This window comes from Pseudomonas sp. GW821-FHT02H06, assembly GCF_059421525.1.
In genome coordinates, this window is the sequence record NZ_JBWKVD010000009.1 from 215,551 (window position 1) to 240,294 (window position 24,744).

A 24,744-nucleotide genomic window follows, 5' to 3' on the forward strand; every position below is an offset into this window, starting at 1 on the left:
ATACTCGGCGCACTTAGTCCGTGGAGCCTGATATGCCAAACCTACGTCTTGACGCCCTCACTGCCGAAATCGAAGCCAACGTGCGCCGTGCGTTGCTGGAGGATGTGGGCAGTGGCGACATCACCGCGCAGCTGATTCCGGCGGAGCGACTGGCCAAAGCCACCGTCATTTCCCGGGACGCTGCCGTGATTGCCGGCACGGCGTGGGTCGATGCTGTTTTCCGTCAGCTTGATCCGCGCGTCGCCGTGCATTGGCAGATCGTCGACGGCGATCGCGTGCAGCCCAATCAAGCGCTGTTTCACCTGGAAGGTCCCGCCCGCTCCTTGCTGACGGGCGAACGCAGCGCGCTCAACTTTCTGCAGCTGCTGTCAGGCGTTGCCACCCGCGCGCAGCACTACGCTGACATGGTCGCCGACACTCAGGTCAAACTGCTCGACACCCGCAAGACCCTACCGGGCCTGAGAATGGCGCAGAAATATGCCGTCACCTGCGGCGGCTGTCATAACCACCGCATCGGCTTGTTCGACGCCTTCCTGATCAAGGAAAACCACATCGCCGCGTGTGGCGGCATTGCGGAAGCCATCACGGCCGCGCACAAAATCGCGCCGGGCAAGCCCGTGGAAATCGAAGTGGAGAGCCTCGACGAACTCAAACAGGCCCTCGACGGTGGCGCTGACATCATCATGCTTGATGAACTGAGCCTGGACGACATGCGCGAGGCTGTGCGCCTCACGGCGGGTCGCGCCAAGCTGGAGGCCAGCGGGGGTGTGACTGACGCGACGTTGCGCACCGTAGCCGAGACTGGGGTTGATTACATTTCCATTGGGACGCTGACTAAAGATGTGAAGGCGGTGGATTTGTCGATGCGACTGAGCCTCTGATGTTGTGGCAGCGTCTTAAAGGTTGAACTGCGACGGGTGCTCGGGCTCTGCTTGTTAGGAGCTCGAGGTTCTTGAGATCGGATTGTTGATTAGACGAATGAGGAAATGACGATGGCTGACGAGAAGCAACCTGTCGAACCTGAAGAAGACGTTCCGGCTCACTCGACTGAGGAGGAGAAGGAGCGGTTGAAGGATTTCAATAAGGACGGGATTCCGCCGGGGATTTGTTGACTGGCGGGATGGTATGGATGTTGGTACAAAAACGCCCGGTCTTCAAGACCGGGTTGTGCCGTCGTTCAATCAAGCCGGCATCTCAACACAGAGCAATATCGTCTCGAACGGAGTTTCGCCCACTGCGACATCTCACTTCACTGTCACGAAGCCAATTCAGATAACCAGATTGATTGAAAATTCGAATCAGTTGCCTCAACCCCGCGAAATTAACTATTCGGCTAGCTGACTTCTAATTGAGCGGCATTCCCCCGCCAATAGCGCGACGTAGGCCTCACAGTGATATCTGCGAGACGACTGCAATGTGATTTCGCAGACTGAGGGGCACGCTCACTTTCTTACAAGGGCTTTGAACTGGGTGCGGTCACATGACTGGCAATGGTGCGGATCATAAGTTAGCATTCCCCCTCCAACAGTCAAGAGCAGGAAGCTAATATGTCATTCGACGCATTCATGCAGGTAAACGGTATTGAAGGAGAGTCGCTTGATGCTGATCACAAGGGTTGGGTCGAGCTACTCTCGTATCACTACGACGCTATCCAGTCAATCAGTCAGTCTGCCAGCTCGAATGGCGGCGCATCCGCAGGAGGCGTCAGCTTAGGAGACTTTCGCGTTACCAAGTACATTGACCGGGCCACACCCAAATTATTCGAACTGTGTTGCAGAGGGTCGCACATCGAACATGTAACTATTCGCATACACCGGGCAGGTGCTGAAAAATTCAAGTATCTGGACATTGTTTTAGAAGAAGTCTTGATATCTACCGTAAGTGGTCAAGGCGCCGAACTTGCAGGCCTGCCTGTAGAAGCCATAACCCTAAATTACGGACGTATCAAATTCGAATATACACAACAACGACGGGTTGATGGAGGAAGTGCAGGCATCGTATCCGGTGGCTGGGACCGAACAGCGAATAAAGCCTTCGCATAAACATATCAGCGATAGCCTCTGAGAAAATCGGCGCAAAGGTCCGCCAATGGCGTTGGCGGACCTTCACATTACCAGAAGGCTATGACTGTCAAAACTAGCAATGCTGTTGTCAGCGCTGCTTCCAGCTTAGAGCATCTAGAAACTATAACTAACTGCACTCCTATTACCAGCGCCAGAATCACACCCCGGAAAACTGAACGATTGCTAGAATCATCTTCCACCAAGCCGCCTGCGGGGCTTTGCGCAGGGTCTAGCGAGTCCATCCAGTCATACTTGGACCCATGAAATAACGCGAACATGAACAAGAGAACGAAAAAGAGAAAATATAAAATCACGCGCAATACATTTCTATTTATATTCATAATGTTCACATCATAAGCTGACTAAAACGAAGCCAGTTTTTTACGATGAAGTCTCCGTATCTAGTGTTGTCTTTTATTTTATCTAACGACAGAGCCATGCCTCTATTGTAGCGAGCACCAATTACTCTGACCTCATCTAACCCAATGGAAGTAAAACCATCGTGATCGGCAAGCATTCGGAGATGCTTGGCAGCCAAGTCAATGTTATACACATCGCGTTCAAGACAATAAGACAAACTCCGTAATTGGCTTACATCCATCCGCTCTGGATCCAAGCCTATTGTCAACGCAGCGGTTTTAAGTTGAATGCTTACCCATCCAAAGCTAGTTTTTGACGGCTGATTCGTAATCACAGTTGAAAAATTACCAATGTGATCGAACGCACGCACCTCAAAAGCCACTCTATCAATAAAGTTGGGATCACCACCGGTTTCAATCCAGCAAACCCCAGCCACAAGTTCGACGGGAAGTGCGTATTTAAGCGCAACCGCCTTGATGATTAGCTTATTGTGGACTACCCAGGCATCTTTAAACCGCTGTATATAGTCCCGACCGCCACCTAAAGCCTCTGGAACAACCTTCCACCTCAAAACATCAAGAAGCCCCCATGTCGGGCTACTATTGGACCTCGTATCGCAAAACTCATCCATTGGCTCGTCCTTGATTCAGCTAACAGAGCGCACTATACACCGGTTACGCCCCCGCTGCCTCCTTTAAACTAAGCGGCGATACGTCCATATGAATCTGTATGCGATTCACCCTCTTTCTGTCCCACCGCATTTAAGGTCGGATGTGGTCCACGCGTCGCGCATACCTTAGGAGGACTTCACCAACTGGGAATAACTAGTTGAACAACGTACGTCGCAGCCGACAGCAAAGAGCTATGCAAAGGCAGATCTCTGTTAAGAGAGTTGCAAGGGCCGCGCCATCAACGCCCATGACTGGAATCAATATGAAGTTCAGCGCGACATTCACCGTGACGGCGATAATCAAGCTTTTGGCAAACCAGCGCTCCTGCTGGGTGGCGATGGCATGCTGTTCCATTACATAGTTCGGCAGCGCAAAAATCAGTCCGGTGAACAGCAGACGAATGATGGTGTGGGCCCCATCCGAGTAATCGCTTCCGAACAAGAGGCCTACTACCCAAGGGCCAAGTACCCATCCGCCCACCGCCAAAAGCAAACCGACGAACGCCGCTCCAACCACTGAGTTGCGGCTGAATCGACTTCCCTCTTCGCCATCCACTGCCAGTATTCTCATCCTCCGAAACAGCATCAGAGCCACCGGCGTAGCCAGCGCCATCAGGCCGTCTTGAATCCGTGTTGCTACCGCATACTGACCAGTCGCAGGCACCTCTCCCAACAGGTGCCGGAGAATAACGATGTCGATGTGGTGATAGAGAGTGGAAGCAAGACCAACCGCGAAGAAACTGACCGAGCTGCGATAGGCCCAAACCGGAACCTTCCACTCAATTCGCCGCAATGGAGGAAAGTGCTTGAAATGGCATCCGAGCGTCAGCCCAAGACCAAGCCCCCACGCGAAAAAAATCGACATCGGAGCAGCGCCAGCGATGAGCACCGACCCAAGTACAAGCAAGGCGCTTACGGTCCTGCCATAAAACAGAAACTGGGCATCTCGTTCAAAATTCCCGGCCCCCTTGAACCAGGAGGACTGCCATTGCGTGAGAGTGATCATGGCGAAGCAAAAGATGCCGGCCATGAGAGCAGGCCCGTCTACCCAGAGATGCAGTGCGCCAGCCAGCAACATGAAAACTGAAGTGGTTACCAGCAGGTGCATCAGCGCCGTGCTTGGCAGCTCTAAATAACGTGTGCTTAGAGCAGCGGATGGCGACGCACGCTCTCGCATCAGAAGGACGTTGAACCCCGCGTCCTGCATCAGCACAAGAACAGTCACTAGCACATAGATGTAGGTGTAATGCCCAAACGAGCTCGATCCCATACTGCGCGCGAACAAGACCGAAAGGCCCAAGGAGACTGCTGCGGAGTAAACGGTAACGCCCCACTGCATCGCCAGAGGCGCAACCTGCTTGATGAATGCGGCTCTCGGCGCTAGCTCCATTGCACGTACACCTTCTGGAAGGAACCGTGATACCGGCGAGTCGGGCAAATGAGAGAGATGAAGCAAAGTGATGGAGGTAACACGAACCGACCTTTCTTTATAACTGCGCAGGAAGGTCGCGAGACCGTAGTGATGCTCAGGTTGATGCCTATGCTTGTTGAGGTTTGGGCTTCCGTGTGACCGCTGATGAGAGATGGTGCCGAAAATAGGAATCGAACCTACGACCTTCGCGTTACGAGTGCGCTGCTCTACCGACTGAGCTATTTCGGCTTTGAGGAAAACTTATCAGGACTCTCATCGTGCAGCAACTGCTGTGCCGACGTATCGGCAATCACGCCCTGCATCCAAAAACGAGGCTGAAAATGCCCGCCGAACTCGGATTGGTAAAGCTGACGATTAGTCTTGAGCAGGGGCACATCGGATGCCACTACGAAACCCAGAAAGACCACTGCCCCGCCCATCGCAGCAAGCGAGCATCTAAGGTAAGTCGTGTTTACCGGTGAAGCCAGAGGTTGCCACCGGTGGAGTCCGACTAACCACCCAATGACTGTGCACAGCCACAACTGTGAGTACGGCATAACGATAATGCCGTCGACCATGGATTGAGCAAGAGCGCCTACAAGACTTGCAAATAGACAAATGCGTAGCTGATTCACGGGCTCGGTGGAATGTACCGTGCTCTGGATGAGACTGACTGTAGCGTTGAGCCCCTTGAGAACAAGCCATCCCAAAAGAAGCGCCGATGGAATACCCCATTCACTGGCCCATTGAAGAACGCTTTGATGAGGATGAGCTGCAATTGGATTAGCGATGTCGGCGAATTGCATTGGCCCAAAGCCAAGCAGCGGCCTTGTTTCTATCATACTCACCGCCTGCTGCCAGATTATCTCCCGCGCCGAAAGGTTCGTGGTGAGCCTTTCACCAGCGGGATTTAGGGTCTGAATACCCAGATAAGACGACAGTTCGCTGAAAATCAACCAGTAGAACAAGCATCCCACAAGAGCTGTCGCAGCTTGCCAGCCAACCCACCTGCGCCCCGATGGGCCGCAGAAACACAAAGCAAGCCCAGCTGCGCCCATGCCCAGCCAGGTGCCACGGGTACCGCCAGCTATGGCGATCACCCACCAGCAGATCAGCAACGCGATCAAACAACTTCTTTGACGGTTGCTAATGGATTTGCTAAGTAACGGGAATGCCAAGAGCGGGAGGGTAAACGTCTGAAGATGGCCGTACGTACGGCGATTTGAGAAGCCTTCGAAAAGTAGCGTCGTATCCAGTATGCCTACGCCATTAGTAAACGCAGCAGTTGCTCCAGCGATGAACTGCATACTCTTAACTGCACACAACAACACGACAAGTGAAATCAGAATCTCGTCGAATTTCACGCCTAGGTCACGTCTTTCAAATGCGATAGCGATGCCGATGCAGCAGCACGTTATTAGGAGAGCGACTTCCACAAACGCCCAGCCTGCATGGTGAGAAAGCAACGCTGAAAAGATCCCTAGAACCAGAATCCCTCCGCCCACACAGCGCGCCCGGGCGCTGAAAGGCAACAGAAAAAGCTGAGCTCCAGAGCGGCTTGCAAGCTTTAAAAAACATATTGTTGAGGTCGTAAAAAGGGCAACCCGTTGCCAGTCATGACCCGAAATCGGAAAGATAATGGCGGGGATCAACAACAGGAGCCCAAAGCACGTTAGAAACCATCGAGGTTTAAGCCAGTCAGAAAAAAAGTAATTACCCATCGATAACCAAAACGGCAATGTGAGCGAAAAAAAAGGCGCCGGAGCGCCTTCGTTACGACAGATCCTACGTACCGCTGCTGGCAGTACACAAAGCAGGTGTCGACGTAGTACAGCCACCGCTAACCGCCCATGTCATCGATCCAGTGGCGGCATTCAACGTCGGTGTAAGAACGTAAGTTGCCGCTGCAGTAAGACCACCAGCAGCCTTGGGAGTAACGGTGATCGCACCGACGTTGGATACAGCAACACTAGCGACGTAGGTGGTGGCTGTGGTATCGGGAATGCCGTTCGAATTCAATGCGCAGCCCGTGAGAGTACCAAGAGACTGGGCACAGACAGAGACGGCGGTTTTGTAGCCTTCAGCGATTGAGATGACCTCAGAGTATCTAGCCTTGGTGGTGTAGTTTTGATAGGCCGGCAGCGCAATTGCAGCCAGAATGCCAATGATTGCTACCACAATCATCAGTTCGATAAGGGTAAAACCTTTCTGCGAATTCATAACGTACTTCTCCGATCGTCAATTAGGTGCCGCTCACTGGTTACACAGCACAACCCGTGCCACATCGCGCGACCGGCTTAATCCGCAAGCGGGTGGTATCAGCCTCCGTGCAGATGTCGACGGGGCGCAGAAGATGACAATTTACGTCACTCTGCATCCAGGCATTTGGAACTCAAGCCTGACTGCGCTATAAATCATCCACTGACTGGGTGTGGTGGTTGTAATGACAGATGTCGTGCTTACAGGTTTGGCTAAACAGCTTGTCCTCGCTGAACTCCTGAATGAAAAAGCTGCGCAGCAAGCGTATCAGCAGGCTCGCCGGGATAAAGTGTCACTGGTGAGCTATTTGGTACAGAACAAACTGGTCAAAAGCTTAACGCTGGCCGAGCTTGCGTCAGAAGAGTTCGGAGTTCCCTTTTTTGACCTCAGCAATCTCGACAAGGAAAGCCAACCCAGGGGCCTAATAAGCGAGAAACTCATCCGTCAACACTGCGCTCTGCCGATTTGGCGCAGAGGTAACAAGCTGTTTGTCGGCATATCGGACCCGACCAATCATCAGGCAATAACCGACATTCAGTTCAGCACCGGCTTAACGACCGAGGCAATCTTGGTTGAAGACGACAAGCTCACAGCTGCAATCGAAAGGTTTTTTGACTCCCACAATGGCATGGGAGACTTGGCCGACGTGGACTTGGGCCTCGAAATTGAAGCCGTTGATGAAAGCAAAGAAACGGCTATTGGCGGCCAGGATGCAGACGACGCACCCGTCGTCCGTTTCGTGAACAAAATGTTGATGGATGCCATCCGTCTTGGCTCATCCGACCTGCATTTCGAACCCTACGAAAAAATCTTCCGTGTAAGGCTTCGCACGGATGGCATTCTTCACGAAGTGGCAAAGCCGCCGATCCACCTGGCTGCCCGAATTGCCGCCCGCCTCAAAGTCATGGCGAGCCTGGATATTTCCGAGCGTCGCAGACCTCAGGATGGCCGGATCAAACTTAGAATTTCCAAGAACCGCGCTATCGACTTTCGAGTTAATACCTTGCCCACACTGTGGGGCGAGAAGATTGTGATGCGGATCCTGGACCCTACAAGCGCCCAGATGGGGATCGATGCGCTCGGATATGAACCTGAGCAGAAAGCGCTTTATCTGGAGGCATTGAGCAAACCGCAGGGGATGATCTTGGTCACGGGTCCAACGGGCTCCGGAAAAACTGTCTCGCTTTACACAGGCCTTAACATTCTCAACACGGCCGACATAAATATATCCACCGCTGAGGATCCTGTCGAAATCAACTTGGAGGGTATCAACCAGGTCAACGTTAACCCGCGTCATGGCATGGATTTTTCTCAAGCGCTACGTGCATTTCTACGGCAAGATCCCGACGTCATCATGGTTGGGGAGATTCGTGACCTAGAAACCGCTGAAATCGCGATCAAAGCATCGCAAACTGGCCACATGGTTTTGTCGACATTACACACCAACAGCGCTGCGGAAACACTTACGCGTCTTCACCATATGGGTGTCGCAGCTTTCAACATTGCGACTGCTATTAATCTGATCATCGCACAGCGGCTCGCGAGGAAGCTCTGTCCTCTATGCAAAAAGGAAATTGACATCCCGCGCGAAACTTTGATTTCGGAAGGTTTCCCGGAGTCGAAAATCGGCTCGTTTAAGCTTTACTCACCGGTAGGCTGCGAACAGTGCAACGGCGGCTACAAAGGCCGGGTCGGCATCTATGAGGTTGTTAAAAGCACTCCGGCCCTTGAGCGAATCATTATGGGGGAGGGAAATTCCATCGAGATCTCCGAGCAAATGCGTAAGGATGGCTTTAACGATTTGCGTACATCAGGCCTGATGAAGGCGATGCAAGGTATGACCAGCCTTGAGGAAGTCAACCGGGTGACCAAGGATTGAGCATGGCAACCAAAGTAGTAAAAGTCAGCGTTTACACTTGGGAAGGTATCGATAAAAAAGGCACCAAGCAGAAAGGCGAAATCAACGGGCACAACCCAGCGTTGGTTAAGGCGCAGCTCCGAAAACAAGGCATCAACCCAACAAGGGTGAAGAAAAAAGCTGTCTCGATTTTTGGTTCGGGTAAAAAGATCAAGCCATTGCACATCGCATTTTTCAGCCGTCAGATGGCGACGATGATGAAGGCAGGCGTGCCGCTGTTGCAGTCCTTTGACATCATCAGCGAGGGATCTGACAACCCAAATATGCGCAAGCTCATAGACGACGTAAAACAGGAGGTCGCGGCTGGCCACAGCTTCGCAGCAGCGTTGCGGCAGAAGCCTTTATATTTTGACGACCTGTTTTGCAATCTGGTGGACGCGGGAGAGCAAGCAGGTGCGCTTGAGTCACTTTTAGATCGCGTCGCTACCTATAAAGAGAAAACAGAATACCTAAAGGCCAAGATCAAAAAAGCGATGACGTATCCGATTGCGGTAGTTATCGTCGCGCTTATAGTAAGTGCGATCCTGTTAATCAAGGTAGTTCCACAGTTCCAGTCAGTGTTCGCAGGCTTCGGTGCAAAACTTCCGGCATTTACGTTAATGGTGATCGGCCTTTCCGAGGCGCTTCAAAGCTATTGGTACATATTCCTGATCGGCCTGGTAGCAGTGGTATTGGCGTTCAAAAATGCTCACAAAAAGTCTGAAAGATTCCGGAATTGGATCGATCGGTTGTTACTGAAAATGCCCATTATTGGACCGCTTTTGTACAAGTCAGCGGTCGCACGATTCGCCCGTACACTTTCAACCACATTTGCAGCGGGCGTCCCGCTGGTTGAAGCGTTGGACTCAGTCGCAGGCGCCACTGGCAACGTTGTTTTCAAGAACGCAGTGAACAAAGTCAAACAAGACGTCTCCACCGGCATGCAGCTCAACTTCTCAATGCGCAGCACCGGGGTCTTCCCCATGCTGGCAGTGCAGATGACGGCCATTGGAGAGGAGTCGGGCGCCCTCGACTCGATGCTCGACAAGGTCGCGACGTATTACGAGGATGAGGTCGATAACATGGTCGACAGCCTTACCTCGCTGATGGAGCCTATGATCATGGCAGTGCTTGGCGTGATCGTTGGCGGCTTGGTAATCGCCATGTATCTCCCCATTTTCCAGCTCGGACAAGTCGTCTAACCATGCCCCTCCTCGACCTCCTGGCCAGCTCTCCGCTGGCCTTCGTTTTATGCACGCTCATCCTCGGCCTGCTAGTCGGCAGCTTCCTCAACGTAGTCGTCTACCGTCTCCCAAAAATGATGATCCGCGACTGGAAAACCCAATCCCGGGAAATGCTCGACCTCCCCCCCGAGCCGCAACCAGAAACCTTCAACCTCATCCTCCCCCACTCCCGCTGCCCGCACTGCTCACACAAAATCCGCGCATGGGAAAACATTCCGGTCGTGAGCTACCTGTTCCTGGGCGGCAAGTGTTCCCAGTGCAAAGCCCCCATCAGCAAGCGTTACCCGCTGGTTGAACTGGCGTGCGGCTTACTCTCAGCCTTTATCGCCTGGCATTTCGGTTTCGGCTGGCAGGCAGGTGCGATGCTGGTGCTGACGTGGGGCCTGCTATCGATGAGTCTGATCGACGCCGATCACCAGCTTCTGCCGGACGCCATCGTGTTGCCGCTGTTGTGGCTGGGCCTGATCGTGAATGCGTTTGGGCTGTTCACGTCGCTGACCGATGCGCTGTGGGGCGCGGTCGCGGGGTATCTGGTGTTGTGGTGTGTGTTCTGGCTGTTCAAGCTGATCACCGGCAAGGAAGGCATGGGCTACGGCGATTTCAAGTTGCTGGCCATGCTTGGCGCGTGGAGCGGGTGGCAGATTTTGCCGCTGACGATTCTGTTGTCGTCGATTGTCGGGGCGGTGTTGGGCCTGATTCTGCTGCGTTTGCGCAATGTCGAAACCAGCACGCCGATCCCCTTCGGTCCTTATCTGGCGCTCGCGGGGTGGATCGCTTTGCTCTGGGGTGATCAAATAACCACTTCGTATTTGCAGATCGCCGGTTTCAGATGACTTCTCCTGCGTCAAAACCCTGGATTCTGGGCCTCACCGGTGGCATCGGCAGCGGCAAGAGTGCGGCCGCTCAATGCTTCGTCGATCTCGGCGTGCATTTGGTGGACGCCGATAACGCTGCACGCTGGGTCGTCGAACCCGGGCGCCCTGCCCTGACGCAGATTGCCGAGCACTTCGGCGCCAGCGTGTTGCAGGCCGATGGCACGCTGAATCGCTCAGCGTTGCGCGAGCTGATTTTCAAGGATCCGCAGCAGCGGGTCTGGCTCGAAAGCCTGCTGCATCCGCTAATCCGCGAGGAGATCCGTCAGTACCTGGCGCGCGCTGAATCGGCTTATGCAATTCTGGTGTCGCCGTTGTTGCTGGAGACTTCTCAGCACCAGATGGTGCAGCGGGTGTTGGTCATTGATGTGCCGGAATCGGTGCAGATCGAGCGCACGGTGTTGCGCGACAAGACCAACGAGGAGCAGGTGCGGGCGATTCTCAAGGCGCAAGCCAGTCGCGATGAGCGCTTGGGCAGGGCCGATGATGTGATCGTCAATGACCGTGACCCGGCCTGGCTGAAAAGCGAAGTCGAGCGTCTGCATCACTTTTATTTAACTTTGCGTGGAGGCCAATGATGAGCCAACCAATGACCGTCGATTGCCCAACCTGCGGAGCGCCCGTGGAGTGGACGCCGGAGAGTAAATTCCGGCCATTCTGTTCGGACCGTTGCAAGCTGATCGACCTGGGCGCCTGGGCGTCGGAAGAACATGCGATTCCGGTGGCGCCGGACGCTGAAGACGAACTGTTTTCAGGTGACCTCGACCCTCGTCAGCATTGATTTAACTCAGTGGCCGGATGGCCCGCGACCCGCATTAAATCGCAAAAACGAAAAAAGCTTCGCGACCTTAATCGCGAAGCTTTTTTTGTGGCCGAGGGTTTTAGCCCAACTTACGCTGCGGCGCGCCGTGAACCATGGTGTAGGCGTAGTCGACGCCCATGCCGTAGGCCCCGCTGTGTTCCAGGACCAGTTCCATGACCGCTTCGTAGGTTTCCTTGTGAGCCCAGTCGCGCTGGAATTCGAGCAGCACCTGCTGCCAGGTCACCGGCACTGCGCCTGCCTGAATCATTCGCTGCACCGACATGTCGTGGGCTTCTTTGGTTGTGCCGCCGGAAGCGTCAGTGACGATGTACACCTCGTAGCCTTCCGCCAATGCGTCCAGCGTCGGGAAGTTCAGGCAGACCTCGGTCCACAGCGCTGCGATGATCAGCTTCTTGCGGCCGGTCGCCTTGACCGCTTCCACCAGTTTCTTGTCTTCCCACGAGTTCATCGAGGTGCGCTCGATCGGCTGCTGATCCGGGAACACCGCCAGCAATTCAGGCCAGATGAAGCCGCTGAAGCTTTTGGTTTCGACTGAGGTGTAGATGGTCGGCACGTTGAAGATCTTGGCGGCTTTGGCCAAGCCGACGGTGTTGTTCTTCAGCGTCTGGCGGTCGATCGACTGAACGCCGAAAGCCATTTGCGGCTGGTGGTCGATCAGGATCAGCGCAGCGTTGGTTGGGTTCAGCAGTTCGCGAATGGACATGGGTAGATTCCTTAGTAGTCAGCAGTGAGTTCGATATGGATTAGCCGCTGCGCTGGTTGCTTGGCGGCTGGCTTGGGAGTGAATTTACGGATTGGCTGCTTAAGGAACAATCCCATAGAATCGGGACTCATTGTTTCCAATTCAGGGACGGTCATGGATCGTATCGAATGCATGCGCGCGTTTGTCGCGACGGTGGGCGCCAACGGCTTTGCCGCAGCAGCTCGCGCGCTGGATGTGCCGCGCTCGAAAATCAGTAAGCAGATTCAGGCGCTGGAAGAGGCCATCGGCGTGCAGTTGCTGCAGCGCACCACGCGCAGCCTGCATCTGACGGAAGCGGGCGCCGAGTACTACGACGCGTGTCGGGATGTCATCGCTTCGCTGGACGAAGCCGAGCAACGGGCGCGGACCGGCATGGGTGAGATACGCGGCGTGTTGCGGGTCAACGCGCCGATGTCGTTCGGGCTGAGTCGTCTGGGGCCGCTAATTCCGCGCTTCAACGAATTGCATCCGAACGTCGAGCTGCAAGTGGTGTTGAGCGATCAGCAGGTGGATCCGGTCAAGGGCGGTTTCGACGTGACCATTCGTATTGCCAGCCTGCCGGACTCATCAATGATCGCGCGCTCACTCGCGCCGGCGCCGAGGATCATGGTGGCCTCGCCCGATTACCTGGCGCGCGAAGGCACGCCGCAAACGCCGAAGGATCTGGCACACCATAAGTGCCTGAGCTACGGCTATCTGCAGAGCGGCGTGAGTTTGCAGTTGTGCAACGGCAAGGAAACCCAGCGGGTGACGGTGAGCGGGCCATTACACGCGAACAACGGTGACATCCTGGCGCAGGCGGCCGTGGCGGGAATGGGCATCGCGCTGCTGCCCAACTTTATCGTCGAGCGCGCGGTGGCGGATGGGCGCTTGGTGCCGGTGCTGTGCGATTGGGAAGCGCCGGCGATTACGGTCAACGCGGTGTATCCCTCGTCCCGGCGGGTGCCTATGAAGACCCGGGCGTTTATTGATTTTCTGGTGGCTGAGCTGTCGGTTGAGTCGGGGGCGTTTTGACACTACCCTTTCGGGAGCTCGCTGGCGAAGAAGCGGGTACAACCGCTGATTTTTCAGCGGCTGAAATGCCATCTTCGTGAGCAAGCTCACTCCCACAAGTCCGTGATCTACCCAGAATTCTCGGGTATGGCGCCGATCCTGTGGGAGCGAGCTTGCTCGCGAAGAGAGAGGACCATCCGCTGAATATCCAGCGGCTGGAAAGCCATCTTCGTGAGCAAGCTCACTCCCGCAAGGCCGTGATCTAACCCAGGATTCTTGGGTATGACGCACATCATGTGGGAGCGAGCTTGCTCGCGAAGAGGCAGGAACATCTGCTGCATCTATGGCAGCTGGAATACCGGCTTCGCGAGGAACGCGCTTCAGCTTAGTCAATCATGCCCTTCAAACCACACTCCCCACCGGCACTTTCCCCGCCAGGCCATCCGCCAGACTTGCCAGCACCATCTCACCCATCCGCGTGCGGGTCTGAACGGTGGCGCTGGCGCGGTGGGGTTGCAGGACCACGGTTTTCAGGGCGAACAGGGCATCCGGCACGTGGGGCTCGTCTGCGAACACATCCAGCCCCGCGCCAGCAATTGATCCCGCTTCCAGCGCTGCAACAAGGTCCGGCTCATTGACCAGGCTGCCCCGCGCCACGTTGATCAAAAACCCCTGCGCGCCCAGCGCTTCCAGCACCTTCGCGTTGATAATGCCTTTGGCTTTGTCCGCGGCTGCAGCAACGATCAGCGCGTCACTTTGCGCCGCTAATTCGACCAGATCGCCGACGAAGGTGTAAGGCACGTCGCCCATGGCGCTGACGTCGGTGTAGCTGATGGGGCAGCCGAACGCAGCAGCGCGTGTAGCGACGGCCCGCCCTACCCGGCCCATGCCGACGATGCCGATGCGCATGCCGCTGAATTGACGCGCCAGTGGCAGCGGCACCAGCGGCGTCGCGGTCTTGGCCCAGGCGCCGGCGCGCACATAACGGTCGCCGGTGCACAGCCCGCGGCAGGCTGAAATCAGCAAGCCGATGGCGAGGTCGGCGACGTCTTCGGTCAGCGCGCCGATAGTGGCCGAGACACGAATGCCACGGTCCCGCGCGTAGGCCAGATCAATCGCGTCGGTGCCGACGCCGTTGACCGCGATGACTTCCACGTTCGGCAACTGCTCCATCACTTCCCGGGTGATGCCGGTGTGGCCGCCAGTCACCACGCCGCGAATGTTGGCGCCATGCTCGCGCAGATAAGCCGCCTTGTCGGCCTGCTGGAAGTACGGGCGAACAGTGTAAAGCTCGTTCAGGCGCGCGTTGATGTCAGGGATCAGGATCGGGCTCAGTTGGAGGATTTCAGGTTTCATCAATATCTCGCTCATTTCGAATTCGGACGGATCAACCACGGCCCACGAAGGGCATGTTGGTGGCCATGACGGTCATGTTCAGCACGTTGGCCGACAGCGGCAGCGCGGCGATGTAACGCACGGCATCGGCGATGTGTTTGACGTCGATCATCGGCTCGACGGCGGTCGAACCATTGGCCTGACGCACGCCTTTGGTCATGCGTACCGACAGCTCGGTCAGCGCGTTGCCGATGTCGATCTGGCTGCAAGCGATGTTGAATTCGCGACCGTCCAGGGCCAGGCTTTTGGTCAGCCCCAGCACGGCGTGCTTGCTGGCGGTGTACGGCCCGGTGAACGGGCGTGGCACATGGGCGGAGATCGAACCGTTGTTAATGATCCGGCCACCCTGGGGCGACTGTTTGCGCATCAGGCCAAACGCGCCGCGGCTGCACAGGAAAACGCCCGTCACGTTGGTGTCGATCACGCTCAGCCACTTCTCGATGGGCAGCTCGTCCATCGGCACGGCGGGGGCGTTGACGCCGGCGTTGTTGAACACCAGATCGAGGCGGCCATACACATCCTCGATCGTCGCGAACAGATGATCGACACTGGCCGGATCACGCACATCGCACGACACCGCCAACGCTTCACCGCCCTGCTCGCGCGCTTGCGCCACCAACTCTTCGAGGGGTTCCAGCCGACGCCCGGTCACCACCACCTTAAAGCCATCTTCAAGCAGGCCCAACGCGACGGAGCGGCCGATACCACTGCCCGCGCCGGTGACCAGGGCAATTTTCGAAACGGATTGCTCAGTCATTATTGTTCTCCTTGTTGCTCATCAAAATGCTGCGGTTCTGGGTAAGTCGCTCAGCGGCGCTCGCCCACTCTCACTTCAAATTCGCCGATGCCGTCGATGCCGCCGTTGATCACGTCGCCCGGTTGGAGCGATGCAACGCCGGGCGGCGTGCCGGTCATGATCAGATCGCCAGCGCGCAACGTGACGGAATGGGAAAGCTGGCTGATGACTTCGCTCACCGACCAGATCTGGCTATCGAGATCGGTACGCTGACGCTCAACGCCGTTGACCCTCAGCCAGATGGCGCCTTTTCGCCCGTGACCGTCGCGGCCTGCCGGGCGAATGGGCGTGATCGGCGCGGAACCGTCGAACGCCTTTGCCGGCTCCCACGGATTGCCCACCGCCTTGGCCGCCATTTGCAGATCGCGGCGGGTCAAATCAAGGCCTGCGGCGTATCCCCAGACGTGGTCCAGCGCGTGTTCGGCGTCGATCTCGTAGCCGTCCTTGCCGATGGCGACGACCAGCTCGATCTCGTGGCAAAACTGTTCGGTCTGGGTCGGAAACGCGATCTCGCCCACTGCGTCCACAACCGATGTTGCCGGCTTCATAAAAAATGCCGGGACCTCACGCTCGGCACTGACTACATCGCCCCACTGGTAATTACGGCCCAGGCAAAACACCCGGCCAATGGGGAATCGCGCGTCACTGCCATGCACCGGCAGACTGCTGACTCGGGGCGGCTCGAATACAAAGTTGCTCATGAAATTCCTTATCACCGAAAGACGCTCGACCCCGTCAGGTGCATTTGAGACTACGGGATCAAACGGCGGGAAAGTTGGACAAAACCGTGTTTGCGCTGGACTAAAAAACTCAATATCGCCGGCATTAAAAAAGGCGTATTTGCATACGCCTCTGCCCAGTACGGCATAAGTTCACACACACATTCTTGAGCGGTTACCTGGCCTTGAGCTCGATGCGATAAATGCGGCCGAGCAACAGTGAGTAAGACAGCGTGCCGACACACGCGACCCCGCCGATGAACCAGAACGCCCAGGCGAAGTTGCCGGTGACGTGCAGGATCTGCCCGATGACAATCGGCGTGACGATGCCGCCGATATTGGCCGCCAGGCTGGTGATGCCCCCGGTCAGACCGATCAGCTCTCTGGGTGCGATCTCCGACACGGCCGCCCAGGAGGATGACGCGATGCCCTGTGCGAAAAAGGCGATTGTGAGGAGTGCGATGCAGACTTCATTGGAGTCGGTGAAGTTGACCAGCATGATCGACATGCCCAGCGCCGAACCCACCACCAGTGGCAGCTTGCGAGAGAAGGACAGCGAGTACCCGCGACGGATCATCCAGTCGGCGATGAAACCGGCCAGCAGTACGCCGACGGTGGCGCCAATGAACGGCAGCACTGCGAAGATGCCGACTTTGACCATGGTCAAATGCCGCTCTTCAATCAGATAGGTCGGGAACCACGTCAGGAAAAAGTACAGCGCCGAGGTGCTGGCGAACTTGCCCAGGCAGATGGCCCAGACTTGGCGATATTTCAGCAGCTCGGCGATTTGCGCCCACTTGAATTTGTTTCTTTCCTGACTGCTTTTGACCAGGCCGCCGCCGTCTTCGATGTAGGCCAGTTCTTCCTTGCTGACCTTCTTGCAGTTCATCGGATCGCGGTACAAGTACAGCCAGGCAATCCCGAAAACGATGCCAATAATGCCAGTGCTGTAAAAGACGTGACGCCAGTCATAGGTCGTCGCGAGCCACAGCAGTAAACCGGTGAACAGCGCCGTGCCCAGATACTGCCCGCACACATAGATGCTGCTGGCCATGCCCCGCTCCCGCGCCGGGAACCAGACCGTGACCGCGCGGCTGTTGGCCGGGAACGCCGGGGCTTCCATCGCGCCGATGGCCAGACGCAAACCGAAAAGTGAAGCGAAACCGCCGACCATGCCTTGGCACACCGTGACCGCCGACCATGAGATCAGTGAGGCACCGTAGGTGAAGCGCGAGCCGAATCGGTCGGCGATGAAGCCGGCGGGCACCAGAGCGAAGGCGTAGGTCCAGGCGAAAGCGGAGAAGATCAGGCCCATCTCGACCTTGTCCAGACCGAGGTCTTTGGCCATGAAAGGTGCAGCGATGGAGATGTTGACGCGGTCGACGTAGTTGATGATCGTGGCGATCAGCAACAGCGACAGCATGAACCAGCGACGGTGGGTCATAGGTCGGGCGGGAGCGGCAGTGACTGGTGCGGCCACGGCAGCATCCATCGCCTGAATATCAGGGTTGCTCGACATGAGAATTCCTCATTGTTTTTATTGGTATCGAGTGATGACGTGCGCCCCCAAGTTATCGTACGACCGGTTTTAAACAAGACGATGCTTAGAACGTTTTTGGATTTCAACAGGCGTCCGTAATGAATTGTCCAAAAAACAGCGCGCGTGCTAAAACAGCAATCAGCAACTAAAAGGGGGCGAAAATGCCTGCGCTAGAGCGGTCTGTATAAGGAGACCAGTCAGACCATTCTTGGACAAATCGACTCGCCACCACGCTGATGAAATTTTTGGATTTTGTCATACGACGACCGACAATAAGAAATACACGACGAGGAGCACTCGATGGATTCCGTCAATCGCGTACCCACCTACGGCATGCAGCAGCGCAGTGAGCGGCCGGACTTTTACATCCGCGGCAAAACCGAGGGCAAACCGGAGACCGCGCCCCATCGGCACGAATATTTTCAGATTCAAATCAACCTCGGCGGCGACACCGTGCAGCACATTGGCGGCGTGGTCCGGCCCTTCCCGCGCAACACGCTGGCGTTCATCCTCCCGCACAAATTGCATCTGATCCCGCATCCGCCGGAGGGCAATTTTCTGCTGATCAACTTTGCCCAGACCTTCCTGCTGCCCCAGTTGCAATGCGACCCGCTGGACCTCGAAGACGTGGCCATCGCCCTCGCCCCGGAGCTTTCGCCGTTTCGATTTCAGGAGCATCTGGATTTCACGCTGGACGCGGCCGACTTCGCCGAGATCGAGCATTTGCTGGGCCGGATGCGCGAGCTGGATGCGAACAGGCAGTTCGGCACGCGGGAGGTGCTCAAAGGGTGCCTGCTGCAACTGATCGGCACGGTCTGCCAGCTGTACGCCGAGCCGATCAAGCTGCTGGCCGATGACAACGCCGCCGAGCGCAGCCGCCGCGATGCATTGGCGCGGATGTCGGAGTACGTGCGCAAGAACCTGGACGACCCGGACCTGAGCCTGAAAAAGGCCGCTTCAGCCGCGTTTCTGTCCCCCAACTACCTGACCCACTGGCTGCGCAAGGAAGTCGGCAAGACCTTCAGCGAGCTGGTGCTGGAGCGGCGCATGCACCTGGCGCGCACGCTGCTGCTCAACGGCAGCAAACCGGTGGGGGAAGTGGCGCGGTTGTGTGGGTTTGCCGACGAGGCCTACTTCTCGCGGCGCTTCCGCCACGCCCACGGCATGCCGCCGGGGCAGTTCAGGAAACAGCGGGATTTGTAGCCTGCCAGACCCCGCTCATGGGCCGGGCAGCTCCTTAAATGGATCAGCGCCTCCCCGGCCAACTTTATCTCGGCCCCAGTGTTTCTTCTCCCCTCCAGAGCGTTAAGCTTGGCGCCATGGATGACTCCGATTATCTGCGTCTTTTGACGAGCCAGGCCGAGCAAGCCAATGCGTTTCTGTCCAATGCGCGCAAGTGGGAGCGCGAACGTTGGGTGTGCGAACGGTTGCTGCAGGGCCTGAACATTCCCCATCGCACCGACGACTTCCTGCCTGCCGGGCAAGAGCCGCCGGACGTACTGTTTCGCGATGCGTGTTTTGAAGTGTTCTTCGTTCTGGACGAAGGTCGTCGGTTGAACGATGAATGGCGCGAAGAACTGCAACGCCGACGCAGCGCGTTTTCCCTCAGCCAACTGGTGCGCCGGGAAGCCAAACCCAAACGCATCCCCGCTGCCGAATTGCTGCGGCGCCTGGCGCCAACCCTGCGCAAAAAAGCTCACAACTACAAAGAACGCGGGCTGGATCTGGGCGAACTCGACATCATTGCCTTCGCCAGCCTCAAACGCGAAGTGCTGGACCTGAACAGCCATTTTCCGCCGCCTACCGAATATCTGCGTCAGGGCTGGCGATCACTCTCGCTGGTCGGGCCGACCTTCGCCCGGGTATTGTTCGCCCATCCGGACGCCCCGGATTTCCTGCGGACCAATTTGGGCCGCAGCGTGGTTTTTGATGTGGGAATCAGTTTATGAGTCCGTTGCAGGAATTGATCGCCGATGTACCCCAGCGCGGACGCGTGCGCTGGATCGGCGTGCGCCCGGAATCCCGTGGCGAGATGGTTGAACTGGACGCCGTGGAAGCGCGCCGCGAAGCAGGCCTGACCGGCGATCACGCCCGCCCGGGGCCGCGCAATGCCCGACAGGTGACGCTCATCCAGTGGGAGCATTTCGCCGTGGTCAGCTCGCTGATGGGCCGGGCCGAGGACAACCCGGTGTTGCCCCAGGATCTGCGACGCAACATCGTGATCAGCGGCATCAACCTGTTCAGCCTGAAAAACCGACGTTTCCGCATCGGTCAGGCGATCTTCGAAACCACTGGCTGGTGCCAACCCTGCGCGCGCCTTGAGCAACGTCTCGGCCACGGCATCTTCCAGGCCGTTCGCGGCCATGGCGGAATCACCGCGCGGGTGATACAAAGCGGCATCGTGCGTCTGGATGATGTTTTGTGTATCGAGCCAATCGAACCGAGCGTCCAGGACTTTAACGCAGCCAACAGCGCCGTTTCCTGATCCGGGTCAATAGTGATAAAAAGCCTCAAATGATCAGCCGCCTGAAACCTGCCGACACCGCGCGTGTCGAAGCGTACATTCAAGCCCCCCGCCCAAGTCGAGCGCCGGCCTTTTTGGCGTTGGCGGCTCCTTGTGGTGGTGCTTGGTCCGGGCCCTTTTTGAGCCATTTACAGAGCAATCTGACGCTATGAGCTGCCTTGCGCTCGCGCGGATTGCGCTGACACAGAATTCCTTAAGCCTTATGAGATATCCCCATGACCCATCGTATTGTGATCGTCGGCGGAGGCGCTGGCGGTCTGGAGCTGGCTACCCGTCTGGGTAAAACCCTGGGAAAGAAAGGCACCGCCAGCGTCACGCTGGTCGACGCCAACTTGACCCACATCTGGAAACCGCTGCTGCACGAGGTGGCCGCCGGTTCGCTCAACTCCTACGAGGACGAGCTGAACTACGTGGCGCAAGCCAAGTGGAACCACTTTCAGTTCCAGATGGGTCGCATGACCGGTCTGGATCGGGAAAACAAGCAGATCCACCTGGCCGAAACCCTCGACGAAAACGGCAATGAGCTTGTCCCGGCGCGCAGCCTGGATTACGACTCACTGGTGATTTCGGTGGGCAGCACGACCAATGATTTCGGCACCAAAGGCGCAGCGGAACACTGCCTGTTCCTTGACACGCGCAAGCAGGCCGAGCGCTTCCATCAGCAATTGCTCAATCGCTATCTCCGCGCCCACGCGAGCCAGACGGATGTGGCCGAGGAGATCAACGTCGCCATCGTCGGTGCCGGGGCCACGGGTGTCGAGCTGGCTGCAGAGCTGCACAACGCGGCCCACGAACTGGCAGCCTACGGGCTGGGCCAGATCAAGCCGGAAAATCTGCGCATCACGGTGATCGAGGCCGGCCCGCGCGTCTTGCCGGCATTGCCGGAACGCATTGGCGGCCCGGTACACAAGACGCTGGAGAAACTCGGCGTGACGGTGTTGACCAACTCGGCGGTCAGCGAGGTGACGGCTGACAGCCTGGTGACTGCGACCGGTCAGGTGATTCCTGCGACGCTGAAGGTCTGGGCGGCGGGCATCCGCGCGCCGGCATTTCTGGAGGGCATCGCCGGCCTTGAGACCAATCGCATCAACCAGCTGCAAGTGCGTCCGACGCTGCAGACCACCCGCGACGACAATATCTTCGCCTTCGGTGATTGCGCGGCCTGCCCGCAAAAAGGCACCGACCGCAACGTCCCGCCCCGTGCGCAAGCGGCGCATCAACAAGCGTCGTTGCTGGTGAAGTCGCTGAAGCTGCGCATCGAGGGCGGCACGCTGCCCGAGTATCGCTACAAGGACTATGGCTCGCTGATTTCGCTGTCGAAGTTCTCGGCGGTCGGCAATCTGATGGGCAACCTGACCGGTAGCGTCATGCTTGAAGGCTGGCTGGCGCGCATGTTCTACGTTTCGCTGTACCGCATGCATCAGATGGCGCTGTACGGCATGTTCCGCACGCTGATGCTCATGCTGGGCAGCCGAATCGGTCGCGGCACCGAGCCACGGATGAAGCTGCACTAAGGCTCAGCCCTGCAGGTCCGTCGCGTAAATGCGGCGGGCCTCATTCCCCCCATTCCACACGCCCGTCTTACCGGGCGGGCGCGAGAGTGCGCGCCCGTTACGGCATCACCCGCCCTTTGCCCAGATGCTTGGCCTTGTACATCCAGCGGTCGGCTTCGCGCATGAGCTCATCCGGTGCCTTACCGGAGCCGGGTTCGTACATGGAAAAGCCGATGCTGGCGTTGCTGCGAATGACATCGCCTTTGATGGTGAGGGGCTGTGCAACCGCGACGAGGAGTTTCTGAGCCACTTCGCGCGCTTCTTCCACCCCCGGCGTGATGCCCTCCAGAATCACGATAAATTCATCACCGGCCAGCCGCACCAGGCTGTCGGTCCTGCGGATGCAGCTCTGCAAACGTGTGGCGATAGCGCGCAGCAGATCATCACCGGCATCGTGCCCGTAACTGTCGTTGATGACTTTGAATCCATCCAGGTCAATGAACATCAGCGCCATTTGCAATCTGGAGCGATCCGCCCGCGCCTGAGCGATCGGCAACAGCGAGTCCAGCGCGCGGCGATTGTGCAGACCGGTCAGGGAGTCATGTCGGGCCTCCTGCTCTAGCTCCTTGCGCGCCTGAATGTTCTGGATGATCGAAATGAAATATTCCAGCTCTCCTGCTTCGGACAGCTTCTTCGTGACGCTCAGATTGACCCAAACCGCTCTGCCGTCTTTACGCAGGTAACGCTTCTCCATCTGGTAGCTGTTGATTTCACCGACGCTCAGCTGATGCAGCATCTCAAGATCACTGTCCAGATCGTCGGGGTGAGTGATGTCCTGAAACGTCAGGTGCTTGAGCTCATCGGGCGCGTAGCCAAGGACATCGCACAGCGCGGCGTTGACGCTGATCCAGCCACCGTCCGGCGCGACCAGCGCAATACCTACCGACGCCAGCTCGAACATCGAGCGATAGCCCGCCTCACTGGCCTGAAACAAGGCCTCGGAGCGATTCTTCTGAATCCGAGTCAGCATCAGGTTTTCCCGCAGCTGCATTTCCCGGCTGACGATCTCGGCCAGGTCGTGGAGGATGGACAGCTCGTCTGGGGTGAGGATTCTGGGCTGCGCGTCAATGGCGCAAAGCGTGCCCACGGCAAAGCCCTGGCTGGTGCGTATGGGTACGCCAGCATAAAAACGGATATGGGGATCGCCTGTGACCAGTTGGTTGTCGCAGAAACGCGCGTCTTCGACGGCATCGGGCACCACAAGCTCGGTGGCCTCAAGGATGGCGTGCGTACAGAACGCGAGCTCCCGCGGCAACTCTGTCGCTTCAAGCCCTACTCGGGACTTGAACCACTGACGGTCCTGATCTACCAGCGATATCAGAGCGATCGGCACGTTCAGCACTTGCGCCACCAGACGAGTGATCCGGTCTAGGGCGACCTCGGGGGGAGTGTCGAGAACTTCGAGAAGATGCAGCGCTTCAAGTCGCTGTTGCTCGAGTGGAGGAGTTGGCGACTTCATATGACGGCCGATCCTGAAAAGACTGCCTGAAGTCTATACCGGGCCTCATGAATCCGCACCCGGAGCGACGTGTAAATAACGGGCTTGGCCGCCGCGATTGATCAACCTGCCGATGAAGAAAATCTGTCACGCCTTGTCATAAAAACGTGCTGTTTGCTGTGATCCCATCAACGCATCTCACCCCGATGTCGCTTGATTACAGGAAGTCATCCATGTTGCAGCTCTCACGACTGATGCTGGCCGCAGGCCTCGGCATCGCGCTCAATCTATCCATGGCCGCCACGGCAGGCGCAGCGTCCGAGGTCACCGGCGCCGGCTCCACGTTCATTTATCCGGTGCTGTACAAATGGGCGACCGACTACAACCAGAAGACTCAGGTCAAGGTCAATTACCAGTACATCGGCTCTGGCGCGGGCATTGCCCTGATAAAGGAAGGGGCCGTGGATTTCGGTGCGACTGACCGACCGATGAGCTCGGCCGACCTCCAAACTTTCGGCCTGCAGCAGTTCCCTTCTGTGATCGGCGGCATTGTTCCTGTCATCAACGTCGCCTCGGTCAAACCGGGGACCCTGAAATTCACAGGCCCGGTGCTTGCCGACATCTACCTGGGCAAAATCAGCAAATGGAATGACCCTGCCCTCGCCGCCCTGAACCCGGGCGTGAAATTGCCTGACGCGAAAATCAGCGTGGTGTATCGCTCGGATGATTCCGGCACCACGTTCAACTGGGTCAGTTACCTGGCGAAGGTCAGCCCGCAATGGAAGAACCAGCTTGGCGCAGGCGCGTCGGTGAAGTGGCCGGTGGGCATGGGCAGCAAAGGCAGCGAAGGCGTGGCGACGTACGTGAAGCAGGTGCCAAACTCGATCGGCTACGTCGAGTACGCCTACGTCAAACAGCAGAAGTTGAATTATGGGCTGCTGCAGAATGCTGCCGGCACGTTCGTGACGCCGAGCACCGAAAGCTTTCAGGCGGCAGCGGCCACAGCAGACTGGAAAAACGCGAAGGATTTCGACCTGTCGATGCTCGACGCGCCGGGGGAAAACGCTTATCCGATTACCGCCGCGACGTTCATCGTGATGTACAAGCAGCCCAAGGACGTTGATCGTCAGAAGACCGTTCAGGATTTTTTTCGCTGGACGCTGGAGAGCGGGCAGGAACACGCACGCTCGCTCGACTTCGCACCGATCCCCGATGACCTGAAAAATCAGATCGAAGCTTATTGGGCTAACCCGCCCAAGGCTCAGTAAATGCCAGAAACGAAAAAAGCGTCCCGAAGGACGCTTTTTTGTGGCTTCAGCGCGAGTGGCGCTTCAGCGGTATTTTCTGCCCGGATACAGCTGGGGCGAAAATGGTCGGGGTAAGGGGATTCGAACTCCTGACATCCTGCTCCCAAAGCAGGCGCGCTACCGGACTGCGCTATACCC

The 24,744-nt window shown here is 57.2% G+C and carries 23 protein-coding genes and 1 tRNA gene; 13 read left to right on the forward strand and 11 right to left on the reverse strand.

Going from position 1 to position 24,744, the window contains the following annotated elements; translation table 11 throughout:
* Positions 1–32: 32 nt before the first annotated feature.
* Entirely contained in the window at positions 33–881 is an 849-nt protein-coding gene (gene nadC, locus AC07VF_RS16720; RefSeq protein WP_495009232.1) for a carboxylating nicotinate-nucleotide diphosphorylase, read from the forward strand.
* 666 nt (positions 882–1,547) lie between these two features.
* On the forward strand, positions 1,548–2,042 hold the full coding sequence (locus AC07VF_RS16725) for an Hcp family type VI secretion system effector (protein WP_346629247.1): 495 nt from the start codon (positions 1,548–1,550) through the stop codon (positions 2,040–2,042).
* A 367-nt stretch (positions 2,043–2,409) separates the two neighbouring features.
* Here AC07VF_RS16725 and AC07VF_RS16730 read toward each other — a convergent pair whose 3' ends face one another.
* From AC07VF_RS16730 to AC07VF_RS16750, 5 genes are all read right to left on the reverse strand, one after another.
* Positions 2,410–3,054 (reverse strand): hypothetical protein, encoded by a 645-nt coding sequence (locus AC07VF_RS16730; RefSeq protein WP_346629248.1) that lies wholly within the window; start codon positions 3,052–3,054, stop codon positions 2,410–2,412.
* Between the two features lie 193 nt (positions 3,055–3,247).
* Positions 3,248–4,483, reverse strand: a complete 1,236-nt coding sequence (locus AC07VF_RS16735) for an oligosaccharide flippase family protein (RefSeq protein ID WP_346629249.1) — start codon at positions 4,481–4,483, stop codon at positions 3,248–3,250.
* Between the two features lie 194 nt (positions 4,484–4,677).
* Positions 4,678–4,753 (reverse strand) — tRNA-Thr (locus AC07VF_RS16740).
* Entirely contained in the window at positions 4,744–6,153 is a 1,410-nt protein-coding gene (locus AC07VF_RS16745) for an O-antigen ligase family protein (protein ID WP_495009283.1), read from the reverse strand. Before AC07VF_RS16745 ends, AC07VF_RS16740 begins: the two co-directional genes overlap by 10 nt.
* A gap of 136 nt (positions 6,154–6,289) precedes the next feature.
* Complete coding sequence (locus AC07VF_RS16750; protein ID WP_346629251.1) at positions 6,290–6,724, reverse strand: pilin; 435 nt, start codon at positions 6,722–6,724, stop codon at positions 6,290–6,292.
* A gap of 223 nt (positions 6,725–6,947) precedes the next feature.
* On the opposite strand from AC07VF_RS16750, the gene pilB reads away from it, so the two are divergent.
* From pilB to yacG, 5 genes are read left to right on the forward strand one after another with little or no spacing between them, the layout of a single operon-like run.
* A complete protein-coding gene (gene pilB, locus AC07VF_RS16755) occupies positions 6,948–8,642 on the forward strand; it encodes a type IV-A pilus assembly ATPase PilB (RefSeq protein ID WP_346629252.1) in 1,695 nt (564 codons plus the stop codon).
* Between the two features lie 2 nt (positions 8,643–8,644).
* Positions 8,645–9,862 carry a type II secretion system F family protein gene (locus AC07VF_RS16760; RefSeq protein ID WP_346629253.1) on the forward strand — a complete coding sequence of 406 codons (1,218 nt, stop codon included), beginning with the start codon at positions 8,645–8,647 and terminating at the stop codon, positions 9,860–9,862.
* A gap of 2 nt (positions 9,863–9,864) precedes the next feature.
* Positions 9,865–10,737 (forward strand): prepilin peptidase, encoded by an 873-nt coding sequence (locus tag AC07VF_RS16765; RefSeq protein WP_346629254.1) that lies wholly within the window; start codon positions 9,865–9,867, stop codon positions 10,735–10,737.
* Positions 10,734–11,354: a dephospho-CoA kinase gene (coaE, locus tag AC07VF_RS16770; RefSeq protein ID WP_346629255.1), complete on the forward strand. Its 621-nt coding sequence runs from the start codon at positions 10,734–10,736 to the stop codon at positions 11,352–11,354. Before AC07VF_RS16765 ends, coaE begins: the two co-directional genes overlap by 4 nt.
* Complete coding sequence (gene yacG, locus AC07VF_RS16775) at positions 11,354–11,557, forward strand: DNA gyrase inhibitor YacG (RefSeq protein ID WP_074888353.1); 204 nt, start codon at positions 11,354–11,356, stop codon at positions 11,555–11,557. Before coaE ends, yacG begins: the two co-directional genes overlap by 1 nt.
* A gap of 100 nt (positions 11,558–11,657) precedes the next feature.
* Here the strand turns inward: yacG and AC07VF_RS16780 are convergent, their stop codons facing one another.
* Positions 11,658–12,302 carry a hydrolase gene (locus AC07VF_RS16780; protein WP_122535388.1) on the reverse strand — a complete coding sequence of 215 codons (645 nt, stop codon included), beginning with the start codon at positions 12,300–12,302 and terminating at the stop codon, positions 11,658–11,660.
* Positions 12,303–12,455: 153 nt separating this feature from the next.
* Here AC07VF_RS16780 and AC07VF_RS16785 point away from each other — a divergent pair, with 153 nt between their 5' ends.
* Positions 12,456–13,355, forward strand: a complete 900-nt coding sequence (locus AC07VF_RS16785; protein ID WP_495009231.1) for a LysR family transcriptional regulator — start codon at positions 12,456–12,458, stop codon at positions 13,353–13,355.
* A 381-nt stretch (positions 13,356–13,736) separates the two neighbouring features.
* On the opposite strand, the gene AC07VF_RS16790 is transcribed toward AC07VF_RS16785, so the two are convergent.
* The 4 genes from AC07VF_RS16790 to AC07VF_RS16805 form a co-directional block, all read right to left on the reverse strand.
* Positions 13,737–14,690 (reverse strand): 2-hydroxyacid dehydrogenase, encoded by a 954-nt coding sequence (locus AC07VF_RS16790; RefSeq protein WP_495009230.1) that lies wholly within the window; start codon positions 14,688–14,690, stop codon positions 13,737–13,739.
* A 31-nt stretch (positions 14,691–14,721) separates the two neighbouring features.
* Positions 14,722–15,486 carry an SDR family oxidoreductase gene (locus AC07VF_RS16795; RefSeq protein WP_495009229.1) on the reverse strand — a complete coding sequence of 255 codons (765 nt, stop codon included), beginning with the start codon at positions 15,484–15,486 and terminating at the stop codon, positions 14,722–14,724.
* A gap of 50 nt (positions 15,487–15,536) precedes the next feature.
* The gene (locus AC07VF_RS16800; RefSeq protein ID WP_495009228.1) at positions 15,537–16,226 is read right to left on the reverse strand and encodes a fumarylacetoacetate hydrolase family protein; all 690 of its coding nucleotides are present in this window, start codon (positions 16,224–16,226) and stop codon (positions 15,537–15,539) included.
* Between the two features lie 193 nt (positions 16,227–16,419).
* Complete coding sequence (locus AC07VF_RS16805; RefSeq protein ID WP_495009282.1) at positions 16,420–17,736, reverse strand: MFS transporter; 1,317 nt, start codon at positions 17,734–17,736, stop codon at positions 16,420–16,422.
* Between the two features lie 348 nt (positions 17,737–18,084).
* On the opposite strand from AC07VF_RS16805, the gene AC07VF_RS16810 reads away from it, so the two are divergent.
* The 4 genes from AC07VF_RS16810 (at position 18,085) to AC07VF_RS16825 (ending at position 21,822) form a co-directional block, all read left to right on the forward strand.
* Positions 18,085–18,987: a helix-turn-helix transcriptional regulator gene (locus AC07VF_RS16810; RefSeq protein WP_495009227.1), complete on the forward strand. Its 903-nt coding sequence runs from the start codon at positions 18,085–18,087 to the stop codon at positions 18,985–18,987.
* A 116-nt stretch (positions 18,988–19,103) separates the two neighbouring features.
* Positions 19,104–19,733, forward strand: coding sequence for a DUF1780 domain-containing protein (locus AC07VF_RS16815; RefSeq protein WP_074888345.1), 630 nt, complete (start codon positions 19,104–19,106; stop codon positions 19,731–19,733).
* Positions 19,730–20,269, forward strand: a complete 540-nt coding sequence (locus tag AC07VF_RS16820) for an MOSC domain-containing protein (RefSeq protein WP_192173373.1) — start codon at positions 19,730–19,732, stop codon at positions 20,267–20,269. The genes AC07VF_RS16815 and AC07VF_RS16820 overlap by 4 nt, the downstream gene beginning before the upstream one ends.
* 254 nt (positions 20,270–20,523) lie before the next feature.
* The gene (locus AC07VF_RS16825; RefSeq protein ID WP_282367062.1) at positions 20,524–21,822 is read left to right on the forward strand and encodes an NAD(P)/FAD-dependent oxidoreductase; all 1,299 of its coding nucleotides are present in this window, start codon (positions 20,524–20,526) and stop codon (positions 21,820–21,822) included.
* A gap of 97 nt (positions 21,823–21,919) precedes the next feature.
* Here AC07VF_RS16825 and AC07VF_RS16830 read toward each other — a convergent pair whose 3' ends face one another.
* A complete protein-coding gene (locus AC07VF_RS16830; RefSeq protein WP_495009226.1) occupies positions 21,920–23,320 on the reverse strand; it encodes a diguanylate cyclase domain-containing protein in 1,401 nt (466 codons plus the stop codon).
* Between the two features lie 212 nt (positions 23,321–23,532).
* Here AC07VF_RS16830 and pstS point away from each other — a divergent pair, with 212 nt between their 5' ends.
* Positions 23,533–24,567, forward strand: a complete 1,035-nt coding sequence (pstS, locus tag AC07VF_RS16835) for a phosphate ABC transporter substrate-binding protein PstS (protein ID WP_495009225.1) — start codon at positions 23,533–23,535, stop codon at positions 24,565–24,567.
* Positions 24,568–24,744: the final 177 nt, after the last annotated feature.